The sequence below is a fragment of the Vibrio sp. B1FLJ16 genome (genome assembly GCF_905175385.1).
Taxonomy (GTDB): Bacteria; Pseudomonadota; Gammaproteobacteria; order Enterobacterales; family Vibrionaceae; genus Vibrio.
The window spans coordinates 969,102-983,460 of the sequence record NZ_HG992750.1 but is presented as its reverse complement, the minus strand read 5'-3'; the positions used below and the strand labels follow the sequence as shown (position 1 = coordinate 983,460).

General features: G+C 43.1%; 13 protein-coding genes and 2 pseudogenes. 12 read left to right on the top strand and 3 right to left on the bottom strand.

Annotated features, from left to right (window positions below):
- Positions 1–54: 54 nt before the first annotated feature.
- Both nrdD and nrdG read left to right on the top strand, forming a co-directional pair.
- Complete coding sequence (gene nrdD, locus KHN79_RS18400) at positions 55–2,175, top strand: anaerobic ribonucleoside-triphosphate reductase (RefSeq protein ID WP_182009246.1); 2,121 nt, start codon at positions 55–57, stop codon at positions 2,173–2,175.
- A gap of 92 nt (positions 2,176–2,267) precedes the next feature.
- A complete protein-coding gene (gene nrdG, locus KHN79_RS18395) occupies positions 2,268–2,732 on the top strand; it encodes an anaerobic ribonucleoside-triphosphate reductase-activating protein (RefSeq protein ID WP_182009247.1) in 465 nt (154 codons plus the stop codon).
- 148 nt (positions 2,733–2,880) lie between these two features.
- On the opposite strand, the gene KHN79_RS18390 is transcribed toward nrdG, so the two are convergent.
- The gene (locus KHN79_RS18390) at positions 2,881–4,266 is read right to left on the bottom strand and encodes an MATE family efflux transporter (protein ID WP_182009248.1); all 1,386 of its coding nucleotides are present in this window, start codon (positions 4,264–4,266) and stop codon (positions 2,881–2,883) included.
- Positions 4,267–4,426: 160 nt separating this feature from the next.
- Between KHN79_RS18390 and KHN79_RS18385 the strand changes: the two are divergent.
- The 3 genes and pseudogenes from KHN79_RS18385 (at position 4,427) to KHN79_RS18380 (ending at position 6,282) form a co-directional block, all read left to right on the top strand.
- Positions 4,427–5,283: pseudogene (locus tag KHN79_RS18385) on the top strand (AraC family transcriptional regulator).
- 54 nt (positions 5,284–5,337) lie between these two features.
- A pseudogene (locus tag KHN79_RS21660) lies at positions 5,338–5,610 on the top strand (aromatic amino acid aminotransferase); the annotation flags it as partial.
- A gap of 12 nt (positions 5,611–5,622) precedes the next feature.
- Positions 5,623–6,282: an ATP-dependent zinc protease gene (locus KHN79_RS18380; protein ID WP_182009249.1), complete on the top strand. Its 660-nt coding sequence runs from the start codon at positions 5,623–5,625 to the stop codon at positions 6,280–6,282.
- 70 nt (positions 6,283–6,352) lie between these two features.
- On the opposite strand, the gene KHN79_RS18375 is transcribed toward KHN79_RS18380, so the two are convergent.
- Positions 6,353–6,889, bottom strand: coding sequence for a hypothetical protein (locus tag KHN79_RS18375; protein ID WP_182009250.1), 537 nt, complete (start codon positions 6,887–6,889; stop codon positions 6,353–6,355).
- A gap of 236 nt (positions 6,890–7,125) precedes the next feature.
- Between KHN79_RS18375 and KHN79_RS18370 the strand changes: the two genes are divergently transcribed.
- From KHN79_RS18370 to modC, 4 genes are read left to right on the top strand one after another with little or no spacing between them, the layout of a single operon-like run.
- Positions 7,126–8,577 (top strand): cobyric acid synthase, encoded by a 1,452-nt coding sequence (locus KHN79_RS18370; RefSeq protein WP_182009251.1) that lies wholly within the window; start codon positions 7,126–7,128, stop codon positions 8,575–8,577.
- 32 nt (positions 8,578–8,609) lie between these two features.
- Complete coding sequence (modA, locus tag KHN79_RS18365; RefSeq protein ID WP_182009252.1) at positions 8,610–9,362, top strand: molybdate ABC transporter substrate-binding protein; 753 nt, start codon at positions 8,610–8,612, stop codon at positions 9,360–9,362.
- Between the two features lie 12 nt (positions 9,363–9,374).
- Positions 9,375–10,064: a molybdate ABC transporter permease subunit gene (modB, locus tag KHN79_RS18360; protein ID WP_182009253.1), complete on the top strand. Its 690-nt coding sequence runs from the start codon at positions 9,375–9,377 to the stop codon at positions 10,062–10,064.
- Positions 10,061–11,170: a molybdenum ABC transporter ATP-binding protein ModC gene (gene modC / locus KHN79_RS18355; RefSeq protein ID WP_182009254.1), complete on the top strand. Its 1,110-nt coding sequence runs from the start codon at positions 10,061–10,063 to the stop codon at positions 11,168–11,170. Before modB ends, modC begins: the two co-directional genes overlap by 4 nt.
- 370 nt (positions 11,171–11,540) lie before the next feature.
- On the opposite strand, the gene KHN79_RS18350 is transcribed toward modC, so the two are convergent.
- Positions 11,541–11,978 (bottom strand): DUF3069 domain-containing protein, encoded by a 438-nt coding sequence (locus KHN79_RS18350; protein WP_182009255.1) that lies wholly within the window; start codon positions 11,976–11,978, stop codon positions 11,541–11,543.
- A 298-nt stretch (positions 11,979–12,276) separates the two neighbouring features.
- Between KHN79_RS18350 and KHN79_RS18345 the strand changes: the two genes are divergently transcribed.
- The 3 genes from KHN79_RS18345 (at position 12,277) to KHN79_RS18335 (ending at position 14,079) form a co-directional block, all read left to right on the top strand.
- On the top strand, positions 12,277–13,269 hold the full coding sequence (locus tag KHN79_RS18345; protein WP_182009256.1) for a Solitary outer membrane autotransporter beta-barrel domain: 993 nt from the start codon (positions 12,277–12,279) through the stop codon (positions 13,267–13,269).
- Between the two features lie 103 nt (positions 13,270–13,372).
- Positions 13,373–13,744, top strand: a complete 372-nt coding sequence (locus tag KHN79_RS18340; RefSeq protein ID WP_182009257.1) for a late competence development ComFB family protein — start codon at positions 13,373–13,375, stop codon at positions 13,742–13,744.
- Between the two features lie 53 nt (positions 13,745–13,797).
- Positions 13,798–14,079 (top strand): HlyU family transcriptional regulator, encoded by a 282-nt coding sequence (locus tag KHN79_RS18335; protein WP_182009258.1) that lies wholly within the window; start codon positions 13,798–13,800, stop codon positions 14,077–14,079.
- Positions 14,080–14,359: the final 280 nt, after the last annotated feature.

The window sequence follows — 14,359 nt, the reverse complement described above, 5'->3', positions numbered from 1 at the left end:
CATATAGTGTGTTTGTGGATAACTCTGTGAGTATGCTGGGATAAGGAGAAGAAAGTGAAACCAATCGTAATCAAGCGTGACGGCTCGAGAGCTCCGTTCTGCAGGGATCGTATACAATCAGCGGTAGAATCTGCAGCGGAGAACAAGGAAAAGGACGTTGCTATTTATGCGCTAAATGTCGCTCTTGCTGTTGAGTTAAAGCTAGAAGATCACGATGAAGTTCACATTCATGAAATTCAGGATCTGGTTGAAAATGAACTCATGCAAGGTCCTTATAAATCTCTTGCACGCTCATACATTGAATACCGTCATGATCGCGATATTGCACGTGAAAAACAAAGCGCACTAACACGTGAAATTGAAGGGCTGATTGAGGAAAGCAATCTCGATCTTATCAATGAAAATGCGAATAAAGACGGTAAAGTTATCCCGACTCAGCGTGACCTTTTAGCGGGTATTGTTGCGAAACACTACGCGAAAACACATATTTTGCCACGTGATGTGGTTCAAGCGCACGAAGTCGGCGATATTCACTACCACGATTTAGATTACGCACCATTCTTCCCGATGTTTAACTGTATGCTTATCGATCTTAAAGGCATGCTGACACACGGCTTTAAAATGGGTAATGCAGAGATTGATACGCCAAAATCAATTTCGACTGCAACCGCAGTAACTGCACAAATCATTGCACAGGTAGCAAGCCATATTTACGGTGGTACGACAATCAACCGTATTGACGAAGTGCTAGAGCCGTACGTAATGACCAGCTACGAGAAGCATCTGAAAATCGCACTCGAATGGCACATTTCTGAACCTGAAGAGTTTGCGAAATCACGCACTGAGAAAGAGTGTTACGACGCCTTCCAGTCTCTGGAATATGAAGTAAACACGCTGCATACAGCAAACGGTCAAACACCATTTGTGACATTTGGATTTGGTCTTGGGACAAGCTGGGCGTCTCGACTTATCCAAAAATCAATTTTAAAGAACCGTATTGCTGGCCTTGGTAAAAACCGTAAAACGGCTGTGTTCCCTAAACTGGTGTTTGGTATTAAAGATGGACTAAACCACAAGCCAGAGGACGCAAACTACGACATCAAACAGCTTGCACTTGAGTGTGCGTCTAAGCGTATGTATCCGGATATTCTCAACTACGACAAAGTAGTCGAAGTAACTGGCTCATTCAAAACACCTATGGGATGCCGAAGCTTCCTTGGTACTTATGAAGAGCAGGGTGAGCTTATTCATGAAGGGCGTAACAACCTTGGCGTAGTCAGTCTGAACCTGCCACGTATCGCAATTCGTGCGAAAGGCAGTGAGAAGAAGTTCTATGAGTTACTTGATGAACGTTTACGTCTTGCGCGCAGAGCTTTAGAAACTCGCATTACACGATTAGAGAACGTGAAAGCGCGTGTTGCACCGATTCTGTATATGGAAGGCGCATGTGGTGTACGTCTGAAAGCGGATGATTCAATAGCCGATATCTTTAAAAATGGCCGAGCGTCTATTTCATTGGGTTACATTGGTCTGCATGAAACCATTAACGCATTGTTTGGTACAGAAGCACATGTCTATGACGATGCTGTTTTGCGCGAAAAAGCGGTCGAGGTGATCAAGCACCTGAAAGATACTGTTAATCAGTGGGCAGAAGATACGGGTTATGGCTTTAGCTTATATGCAACGCCTAGTGAAAACCTATGCAGCCGTTTCTGCCGTATCGATACCAAAGAGTTCGGTGTTATTGAAGGTGTGACAGACAAAGGTTACTACACCAACAGCTTCCACTTAGATGTTGAAAAGAAAGTGAACCCGTACGATAAGATCGATTTTGAAATGCCATATCCGGAAATCTCTAGTGGTGGCTTTATCTGCTACGGCGAGTTCCCGAACATGCAGCGCAACGTCGAAGCGTTGGAAAACGTCTGGGATTACAGTTATTCACGAGTACCTTACTACGGCACTAACACACCAATAGATGAGTGTTACGAGTGCGGTTACAACGGTGAATTTGAGTGTACCAGCAAAGGCTTTACCTGCCCGAGCTGTGGCAACCATGACTCAACAAAAGTATCAGTAACTCGCCGCGTCTGCGGTTACCTGGGGAGTCCTGATGCCCGTCCGTTTAACTTCGGTAAACAAGAAGAAGTTAAACGCCGCGTGAAACACCTTTAACCTTTAGTTAATACGAATACCAGTTTGAACACGCTGAAAGTCAACCCCGCGCGGGTTGATTTTCTTATCTCGTTAGAGCTCTGAGAATTGAAATGAACTATCACCAATACTTTCCAATCGATGTTGTAAATGGCCCTGGTACGCGCTGTACTCTCTTTGTATCGGGCTGTGTGCATCAGTGCAGGGGGTGTTATAACCAGTCGACACAGCGATTGGATTCTGGTGTTTTCTTTACTCAAGAAGCAGAAGACAAGATCATTGCGGATCTTAACGACGCGCGAATCAAACGTCGGGGCTTGTCTTTGTCTGGGGGCGATCCGCTTCATCCGGCTAATGTGCCGCATATTCTCAAGTTAGTGAAGCGTGTAAGAGAAGAGTGCCCCGGCAAAGACATTTGGGTTTGGACCGGTTACACGCTGGCTGAATTAGATTCGGCTCAAAGAGAAATAACCGAATACATCGACGTTCTGATTGACGGCAAGTTTGAGCTAGATAAAAAAGACCTCAACCTGGAATGGCGTGGCAGTTCTAACCAGGTCATTCACCGTTTTAAGTGATTGTCTTATACCCAAGTCATTCTCGCTGAACCGGGCATCTTAAGATTACTTGGGTATAACATACTGGTATAAAAGATGAAAAGGGCACATTCGTTAATTGCGAATGTGCCTTTCTAGTGTCAGTTCTTATAGTACGGCGAACTTTAAGTTACACCGTCATGATGGCATCATCGTCAACCATATTATTGATCCAACGTTTGGAATTAATCCGCTGGATAGTTAGTAAACCTTTTACAAACTCTTCAGCAAGTAATGACATCAGCACGTAGTGTAGGGGTAACCCTAAAACCATACCGGTGTAGTAGGTTAGAGGAATACCAATCGCCCATTGTCCGAAAGTGTCGATGAAAATGCTGTACCTTATGTCAGCGCCACTCTTCAGTACACCACCAATACCAACCATATTGAACACACGTAGAATCATTCCGAGTGCCATCACCAGACATACGTTGAGTGCCATAGCGGTGTCGGAAAGAGGAGTGATCTCTAATAGCCTGTATATCAGAGGAGAACATACCCAAACGATAAGGAACAAGGTGATTGCCAATACGGAACTGGTTAATACATACCACCACGCAGTTTTCTCTACTCTATCGTATTTATTCGAACCAATGTCATTACCAAGCAGAACGGATGCAGCGACAGCAAATCCCATAAACGTAGAGATCAATACACCTTCAATCGGTGACAGAAATGAGATGATCGCCAGCTCAGACACACCTAATTGGCCATATAAGATGCTGTATACAATAAGTCCTCCGGTCCAGAGTGCATCATGGATAAGCATCGGCAGCGATATTTGGAAGTACTTTTTACGATACTGCTTCAGTGCTCCTTGTTCCCAATCGAACTTAGTCGGTAAATAGTGAGCGTATCGCTTACAAAAGAAATAAACCAATACCGCGGTTTGAAAAAAGCGCGAAATAAACGTCCCTACCGCAGCACCAAACACGCCCCACTGAGGGAAGCCCAGCAAACCAAATATCAGTACTGTGTTGAGAACAATATTAACGATGATAGCCAGTATGCTAGCTTGTGTTGCCAGTTTGGCTTCACCGACCGAGCGAAGTACAGATTCTATAGGTACAACGATTGCCGTCGCAATCAGGCTTATTGCGGTAACAACAAGGTAGTCCTGAGCATAGCCCACATACTCCGGTTCCTGAGCCATGAACGAAACAATTTCTTCAGCATACATCAGATAAATGATGATAAACGGAATCGTAAAAAGCATGGAAATAAACCATGACTGAGCCAGGGTCCTGCGTATACCGTTAATATTACCCGAACCATAGTATTGGGATGCCAGCACTGTTACCGCGCCGCACAGACCAAAGATCACGGCGAGGTTAAAGAAGAATATACGGTTAACAACACCAACAGCGGCAGTTGCTGACTCGCCTAACTGACTCACCATAAAAATATCGACAACACCTAACAAAGCGAACAATGTCGACTGCAACGAAACCGGAAGAGCAATAGCAATAAGCCTTTTCCAAAAGGCTTTATCAATGTATTCAGTTGTTAAGAGCATCGCATTTCTCCGTAAAGAATTATGCGAGTAGTTTATCCGCATGATTTAGAGTTGTATTTTCCAAAGGCATCCAAAACTTTTGCAAAACTCTCAATTCTTTAGAGCCTTCAAACCAGACTGTTTCCGGTACACGAAACAACCAAGTGTGAGTCATCGAAACATGGAAGATAAACAAGAGCGTTACTTAATTTCCGATAAAACCTATCAGGAAATGATCGATCACACGCGAGTCCTGGCGCTGGAAGAACGAGGTATCGTTCAGTGTGGAATCGCAACGTGCCGAGATTTTTTTTCCGTATACCGGAAAATCAAAAGAAGCATATGCTGCTTTATACTGTACGCGGAAGAGGCTGGCTTGACAGCGAAGGAACTCGCTATGAACTTGAACCCGGCTCATTAATCATTGTACCTGCAGGTATAGAGAATGGTTTCGGGATGGAGGACGAAACCTGGCAGATCGCGTGGCTTTTTCTTTCAGAACATTCGGACTGGTCAATGGTAGGTGAGCAAATCACCTACCAACTCACACCTGCGCCTGAAGTGATGTATGCCTGCATTCAAACCCTTTTACGTAGCATCAACTTACCAATTGACTATGGCGGTGCGGTCGGGGCACATAGTGTTGCTCAACTGGAGTTAATGTTGAACATGCCTCAATCTGAATCGCTTTCCCGTCATAAGTTAAAGCTGCGGCGCGTATTCGATCTGGTCCAGAGGCAATTACATAAAGAATGGTCAGTAGAACAACTGGCGGCCCTTTATCCTTGCTCAGAAGCACATCTGTTCCGAGTGACTCAGCAACAATTCGGACGTAGCCCGATGGCACACTTAACACGTATGAGAATGGAATACGCTGCAAGGCTATTACGTTCCACCGAGTGGCCAATCCAGCATATTGGTGAGATTGTTGGCTATCCCACAAGTGCAAACTTTAGTACGCGGTTTCGGTCCTGGTCAGGTATGACCCCGAGAGAGTTCAGACGAAATGGACGAATCGAAACAGATACTGAGCTGTGAGCTCTGCTTTTTGTTTAATAAAGTGTGTTTAAACTCGTTACGTTATTATCTACGCAAAAACCGAACGAAATAATGTAGTGTTTGATTGATCTCTGTTCCGGTTGATATAACGAACTGAGAAATAACCATAATACAGATCAATTCGGCTTCATTAAGCGCCCCCAAGACATAGTTACTGTGCTAGTCTTTAGTGAAAACCAAATAGCGCAACTGCGAAAAGATGATGACATTTATGATCTTGGTGATGGCTGAATTAATATCGCAGCCCTGACCGAAACTCATTTTCCTTATGTAGCCGGCGCAGTAATAAAAGTCTCTCAACTTTAATTCGGAGTGTGGATGAAAAACTGGAAACTGATTCTGCCGCTTATGATGAGTGGTAGTTTAATTGCTTGTACGTCAACTCAAACGACAACACAGCCTGTTGAGCCAGAAACGCCAAAAGTGGAAGAACCTGTAAAGGTTGAACCAGAAATTAAACCAGTGGTAGAGCCCGTGCCCGAAGTGCAGCCTGAGCCTGAGCCAGAAGTAAAACCGGAAAAGCCTGTAGTGATGAAAAAGACACCTGATGGCATGTTGATTTTAGGTTCAGAAGAGTGGGTTTATGTTCCAGCTCTTGATGATACGTTCAAAGCACGTGTTGACACTGGTGCGACAACATCGTCTATGAATGCCATCGATATCGTTCCGTTCGAGCGTGACGGTAAAGATTGGGTACAGTTCAAAATCGATCTGGGTGAAGGTAAAGAAAGTAAAGAATTTAAAGTTCCAGTAGAGCGTTGGGCTAGTGTGAAGCAATCGTCCTCTGAGGAAATTACTAAACGCGCTGTCGTTGTCGCTTACATTCAGATAGGTGATTACAAAGAGAAGACCGAGTTTACTTTGGCCGATCGTGCTCACATGGCGTTCCCCATGTTACTCGGGCGTAGTTTCTTTAGGGATATTGCCGTTGTAGATGTATCGAAAAAATACATTCAAGGCAAACCACAAACTAAGTAACAAGTAAGTCAGATTAGGCGATAAAAAAATGGCCTCCTGATTGGAGGCCATTTTTATTCAAATTCCTTTCTCAGAATCCAAATCGAACTGACATCACCATTTGCTGTCCGTAGACACCATGGTTTTTAAAATCAGCACCTACAGAAAGCTGCTGTGTAGAGTGGAAACGAGCGCCAATGCTGTATACAGTGTTTGAGTCGTCATTGTCCATCAATTGCCCCAGGCGAGCATTAAATTCAACATCTTGCGTGAACCAGATTCGGGTCCCGATGTTTACTTCAGTACGCCATTCGTCTGCATCTTTATTGTCATCGCTTTCTTTCACATTATGCACGAGCATCTGCCCATAAATATCAGCGAACTGACCTACAGGACCGTTAAAACCGACACCACCGGCGATATCCCAGTCACCATTAAACTCACTGTCGGCTCGGGCAACGAAATGGGAGTTGTCAGTAAAGTAGGTTGTGAACTCGGAACCAAAAATTCCGGGGCTCGTGCCCATTCGGAATTCCATCGAATTGTAGTTAAAATTATTTGCAAATGCGGAAAGTGGCAGTATCGCACACAAACCAAAGGCTGTAACCTTTAGTGCTTTACTTGGCATTGGGACTCCGAGCAAGATTGTAAAAAGCAAAAATACAGTTAAAGCAATAATTAGTCCATAAATTATAAAATTCTCATTTTTACTGCTACTTTTTTAGAAAGCTCTTTTCCTTTACTCACATTTGTTAAAAGTGATGAGAAAAAGCGCGGAATCTGGTGTTATTCATTCATTTGCTTGAGAAGTCCTTGACGATAAAGTTATGATTACTCATCTACTTTTAGCTTTAATGCATATTCATGAAATCAGCAATTCCCTCTTTAATGATTCAGGGTACTACTTCGGATGCCGGAAAAAGTGTATTGGTGGCAGGGTTATGCCGCGTATTAGCCAGAAGAGGGATCAAGGTTGCCCCGTTTAAACCGCAAAATATGGCGCTCAATAGTGCGGTAACTAAAGATGGGGGCGAAATAGGTCGTGCTCAGGAAGTGCAGGCTCAAGCGTGCAATATCGAATCAAGTGTGCACATGAACCCTGTTCTCATCAAACCAAACAGTGATACCGGTGCGCAAATTATCCTGCAAGGCAAAGCCTTGTCTGATATGGATGCAGTAAGCTTTCATGATTACAAGAAAGTGGCGATGGATACCGTCCTTGATTCCTTTTCCCGACTCCAAAAAAAGTATGACTCAATTATGGTTGAGGGAGCAGGCAGCCCGGCTGAAATTAATCTAAGAAAGGGGGACATAGCTAACATGGGCTTTGCCGAAGCGGCCGATGTCCCTGTGATTATAATTGCTGATATTGACCGTGGCGGCGTATTTGCCCATTTGTATGGTACGTTAGAGTTGTTATCAGAATCCGAACAGGCTCGCGTAAAAGGCTTTGTCATTAACCGCTTCCGTGGGGATATTCGTCTACTGCAATCAGGTCTAGATTGGCTTGAGGAGAAAACCGGTAAGCCAGTATTAGGGGTGTTACCTTATTTGCACGGGTTCAATCTCGAAGCAGAAGATGCGATCACAGAACAACAAGAGTTAAGCACTAATGTAAAACTCAATGTTGTAGTACCTGTATTGACTCGCACTAGTAACCATACCGATTTTGACGTACTCCGCCTGAACCCAGATATTAATTTACGCTATGTTGGGAAAGGCGAGAGAATAGATAAAGCAGATTTAGTTATTCTTCCAGGTACTAAATCTGTACGGGACGACCTGGATTATCTGAGAAGCCAGGGTTGGGATACAGATATTCTGCGTCATATCCGTCTGGGTGGGAAGGTAATTGGAATTTGTGGCGGCTATCAGATGTTGGGTAAAACTATTGCTGACCCTAATGGTGTAGAAAGTGCGCCGGGCCAGAGCGAAGGCTTGGGCTTGCTTGATGTACACACAGTACTTACAAACAGTAAGCAGCTGACCAGAACCGAAGCGATTGTCACGCTGAACGGGAAAGAAGCTCTCGCTAAAGGCTATGAAATTCACGTAGGCAGAAGTGAAGTCTCGGGAGAAACACCACTTAGGTTGGACAGTGGGCTTACTGATGGTGCGATAAGTGAATGTGGCCAAGTCATGGGTACTTATTTACACGGTTTTTTTGATGAAGTTGATGTTCTGAACCTTGTTACTGAATGGGTAAATGGTTCACAAGTGAAGCAACAGAACTTTCAGGAACTTAAAGAGCGTGGAATTAATCGTATTGCAGATGCGATAGAACAACATATGAATCTGGACTTTCTGTTCAAATAGATTCTGAGCTTACCTAGTGATGGAGTAAATCTATGAAAGCATGGAAGACTCATGCTTGCCTTACGGCATTATTAACTATGTCATTTGCGGTAAGTGCCGCAAGTGACTTAAAGGTTTATGCTGCATCCTCAATGACAAACGCGATTGACGAAATCGCACAGAACTTTCAGGATAAACACAATGTTACCGTCACACCTGTTTATGGTGGTTCGCCTTCAATTGCGCGACAAATAATGAATGGCGCGCCAGCTGATGTTTTTATCTCCGCGAACACTAAGTGGATGGACTATTTGGTCGCCGAAGGTATTGTTAATCGTGACAATGTCACTAGTCTGGTGCTCAATAGTTTGGTTTTGATTGCGCCGACAACTTCTGATTCGCTTCATTTTGAACTATCAGATGCTAACGCCTGGGAAACAGCGTTAAATGGTCGACGTCTGGCATTAGGAAATCCGAGCTCTGTGCCAGCAGGTATGTATGCCAAAGAATCTCTGACTACACTGGGTGTATGGAATGACATCCAAAGTAAAGTCGCACCAACAAAAAATGTTCGTCTTGCATTGGCTTTAGTCGAACGAGGTGAAGCACCATTGGGCGTGGTGTATAAAACCGATGCACATTTAACAGATAAAGTAAAAGTCGTTGGAGAATTTGCTGATAACACACATAACGCGATTGTTTATCCTGCTGCACTGGTAAACGACAGAACTGAATCTAAGCAATTCTTCCAATACTTGAAGTCGGATGATGCGAAGACCGTCTTTACGAAATATGGTTTTCAGTAACAAGGATACAGAGTGACAGAACTGGAATACCAAGCCTTAATATTAAGTTTAAAAGTCGGTGCCTATGCAGTGTTATGGCTAATTCCGCTGGGGATTTTGCTTGCCTGGTTACTTTCTCGTAAAGAGTTTTGGGGTAAATCGATTCTCGACAGCCTGATTCATTTACCGCTAGTGTTACCCCCGGTGGTTATCGGCTATTTATTACTGGTGTCTCTGGGGCGTCAGGGCTTTTTAGGCAGTTGGCTGTATGAACATTTCGGTTTGGTATTTAGCTTTGACTGGAAAGGTGCGGTAGTCGCTTGTATTGTCGTAGCTCTGCCACTTATGGTGCGCTCTGTCAGGCTGAGCCTTGAAAGTGTTGATTCAAAGCTGGAGCACGCAGCATCAACGCTAGGGGCTTCGCCACTTAAAGTTTTTATGACCATTACTTTACCACTGACTATTCCAGGAATTATTTCAGGGACCATGTTGTCGTTTGCGCGTAGTCTGGGAGAATTCGGAGCAACAATAAGTTTTGTTTCTAATATACCTGGCGAAACCCAGACAATACCGCTTGCAATGTACAATTTTATCGAAACTCCGGGGGCGGAAATGCAAGCTGCTCGGTTGTGTGTCATTTCAATTCTGTTAGCGTTATCGACGTTGATGATTTCTGAGTGGTTGAATCGCAAAGCTTCTAACCGATTAGGAGCGAAGCGATGAGTATAAAAATCAACTTTAAACAGCAACTTGGTGAAACCGATTTTGACATAAATCTAGAGTTACCCTGTAACAAAATAAGTGCGTTATTTGGACGTTCAGGCGCGGGGAAAACCACACTAATCAATGTTATCAGTGGATTAGTTACTCCGGATCAAGGCAAAGTACAGATCGGAGACCATGTTCTGTTTGATAGTGAACGGGGAGTCAATCTGCCAACGCATAAACGTAAGATTGGTTATGTGTTTCAGGACTCTCGATTGTTCCCTCATTTTTCTGTGTTGGGAAATCTAATGTATGGCGTTGACGAGAAGGATCAATCCTATTTTAAAGCCGTCGTCGAGCTTCTTAATATTGAGCCGTTATTAAAGCGTTTTCCCGCTTCGCTGTCCGGTGGGGAGAAGCAGCGAGTTGCAATAGCACGTGCATTGTTATCCAAACCCAATCTTCTGTTAATGGATGAACCTTTAGCCTCACTGGACATGCCAAGAAAACGGGAGGTAATGCCTTTTCTAGAAGAGCTGTCTGATAAGGTCAAGATTCCTATTGTCTACGTTACACATAGCCTCCAAGAGATTTTAAGACTGGCTCAACATCTCGTGATTATTGATAACGGCAGAGTGAGAACTTCAGGCTATTTAGAGGATGTGTGGGCTTCCCAGGCGATGCGTCCTTGGCAATCGTTTTCAGATCAAAGTAGTTTATTTCGGGGAAAAATTGCCACGCATCATGATAAATATGCGCTGACGTGTGTGAGCCTCGCACCTAATGCATCTCTGTGGGTACAAAAGATAGATGGTGAACCTGGTACTCCCATAAGACTACAGGTACGTGCGAATGATGTGTCGATTGCACTGGAAGAGCCTAAAGGGACATCAATTCGTAATATTTTGCCAGCAACAGTTAGTTCGATTGAAGTGTTCAACACATCAGATGACAAACAAAGTATCAGTGTTTCATTAAAGCTGGATGATAAATGCTACTTGTCAGCAACCATTACACCTTGGGCATTGGACGATCTGAATCTGCGAGTTGGCGACAGGGTATTTGCTCAAGTCAAAGGTGTGAGTGTGACTCAAAAAGACATAGCGTTATATCAGCCTGGATAAGTAACCTCAGCTCGGGATTATTTAGGGTCTGTTGGCCTTTCGCGGTTAAATTTTGTTCGAGATAAAAGCGTTTTAATCGCGGCGAGAGGTTTGTAGCCTAGTCATTCTAAGCAAAACACCTCTCAACAAAGAGTAAAACGCTTTTAGCCGAACCCTTCAGGCAGCGTTTGTGGATCCTTTCTACTGCGTTATCGGCTTATCAGGTAGGGCAATTACACTTCAAAGCCTCTGCCTTGTATAAAGAACCCACAAACTGCTGCAAAAATCAGCTCGAAAGGTCAACAGACCCTAGTTTGTATACGACTAATTTGATCAGTTAATAGATCAAAAAAGGCCGCAAACGCGGCCCTTATCTAAAAATGATAAAGCGTTATTTTACGAATACTTCTTTAAACTCCCGTTTAAGAATCGGGTCTCGACGTGCTTTCTTCAGTTGCTTAACCATGTCTTTCACGCAGTTGTGAAGCACATTATCAAGCAATTGAGCACGGTACTCTTCTTTATCATCGTCTGTCATGTCTTCTGGCAGGTTAAGAGTAGGGAACTCTTCCATCACGTTAATACCCGCGAATGCTTGTCCAACCGATACTAAAGCGTGGAACTGTTCAAAATTATCTAGGATATTTTGAGCACTTGCTGGCATTTCGTCCCAAGATGAACGGACGGCTTCTTCAGACACTTCATGGATCGAGGTAACCATCTCGAACATTTGTTCAGGAACTTCATCAAACTCGATGACTTTGCGTAGTTCTGGAGAAATGGTCTCTAAATCAATTTTTTTGCTTTCGCTTTTAGTTTCTTCTGACATGGTGTGTCTCTCATTACAAAAGGCGGGAATGTTAATACCAAATCCATCAAATAGCTATAGCTAAGCAGGCGTTAAATGCAAGTAAGCTACGCTGGACCTTGGATTAACTCAGAGTTTAATTGCGAAAGTCGTGTGATTCCGTGACGATGAAGCAAAAATAAAGCATTAATTTGTAAACATAATGTAACAGACGAATGGCTATGGTATATGTTTAATAGACGTAAAGTAAAAAATACAATGGGTTAGCTTTCGGATAATCCAATTAACTGCTTGTTTGCCCATACACTGGTGGCTGGCTGTGAAGATAAATCACTTAGTAAACTCGATATTAGTTACATTGTCACTTGTCTCTATCTCCATAGAGGCAAGAACTTTGCGTGAAGAACTAAAAAAAGAGTATGAGCGAAACTTCGCTGTGAGTGTGGTGTTATCGGACAGTGATGTTTTTACGGTTGGCTTTAGTGACTTTGACCCGAATGATTCGTTTAATTTAAATAATGAGGATATTGGCTCCAGTGACTCTGTTAATCTGCGTAAGCAAGTCAGTGTTATTACGCTGCCATTCGACTTCAATATTTTCGAAGATGAAGACAAGAGTGCTATTCAATACCAACTTAGAGGTCGGGTCTATGCACTTGGAATGGAGCAGGACGTAACGGTAGTAAAAGAAAAAGAACCAGATAAATCCTCAAATCAAACGTTCGGCGGCTACATCGAGTTTTTTTCTGACAAGCAATTAATTGATAAGTTAACGCTGGGGGGAGGCTTCGGCTACCACCTCATGTATTTCAAAAATGATTATGAGTATCGTAGTGATGCATTGGATTTATATCGTCCGTTGCTAGATGGGGTCTATTTTAATACTGATGCTTGGGCAGCAGTGGGAGAGATAAACGCAAAGCTAAAATATCAGGAAAACCAACCTTGGGGAAAATGGTACCTCTGGTCTGCCCCGCATTATTTTTACGGCACCGCATGGGGCGATGCTAATGACGGCGATGTCGGTAATCCAGAGGGTTGGTATTGGGTGAACGGCGTAAAAGTATTCTACGACTTCAGCCATATTGGAACCACGATTCAGACAGTATACTCGAGCTTGAATCGAGTTGATATCGGAGGAGACACAAGTCAGCCTATGAATGCCTCACATTACTATGAATTTAGCCTTGGTTGGCTTATGACACCACCGTTTAAGTCTAGCTGGATAGATAACGTAGGCTTAGGGTTAACAATAAATTACGGTAGTGCGCTTAAAGGTGGAAGCATTGTATTGTTCTTTAATCAGGAGTGATAAGTAAATAACCACAATCAGTGTCTCAAATCATAAGTCTAAAAATTCCGAATAAACAGTCGAAACCTATACTTGTATACAATTAGACAAAGGAGAGTCGCTAATGCACATTAGTTCTGAAGTACATAACTATATGGAAACCATGGTAGGTCAAGTTCTTAACAGGGAAAAATACGCGAAGGAGTTTGATACTGAACAGTTAGCAGACATTGCATGCCTTGCTCTTATCCAGCTCAAACCTGTATATATTCGACATGATATCGATTTTCTCTCTTCGCTACCGGAACAAAAACTCACGCAGTTCAAGCAAAGCGCTTGTACCGCTGTGGAGAATGCAGCCAAGATGATTCAAAAAGATAACCGAAAAAATCGCGATGATGCAGAACCTGTTATTTTCTCACATACCCGTTATGATGGAGACAGAGAACTGGATTGGTATGAAAAACCGTTCCTTAATGTAAATATTAATCAGTAAGCACGTAGCCCAGCGAAAAACTATGTATCGTCGGGTTCGCCCAAGGAGGCACTGTGGGATTTTTTTCACGTTTGTTTGGTGGCAGCGAAAAATCTGTCGAAGTAAAATCGGTAGAACCGGTGGAGTATCAAGGGTTTCAAATTTATCCTGAGAGTATCGCTGAAGGTGGTCAATTTCGAATAGCAGGGCGCATTGAAAAAAGTTTCGATGGCGAAGTGAAAAGCCATCGTTTTATTCGTTCTGATTTATTGGGCACAGAAGATGACGCCAACCAATTGATGCTGAAAAAATCTCAAATGTTTATCGACCAAATGGGTGACAAGATCTTCGATTAACAAATCACTCTAATTTGACACGAATCATCTTAATAAGAGCCATTAGTATATATGCTGATGGCTCTTTCTTTTTAAGGCTTAAATAACTGTTAATTAACGCATTACTCGAAACTGGTTAGACCTCTGATGTTTGTGGTTTATTCCACATTTACGTTGGTCTATGCATGAAATGTAAATTAGTTAACATTATGTCTAATTAAATTTAGCATATTTATAACAAATAGCTTGAAGTCGTGAAGCGGCTTAGATACAAAAAGAATATAGCAGGGCTATTAAGTGA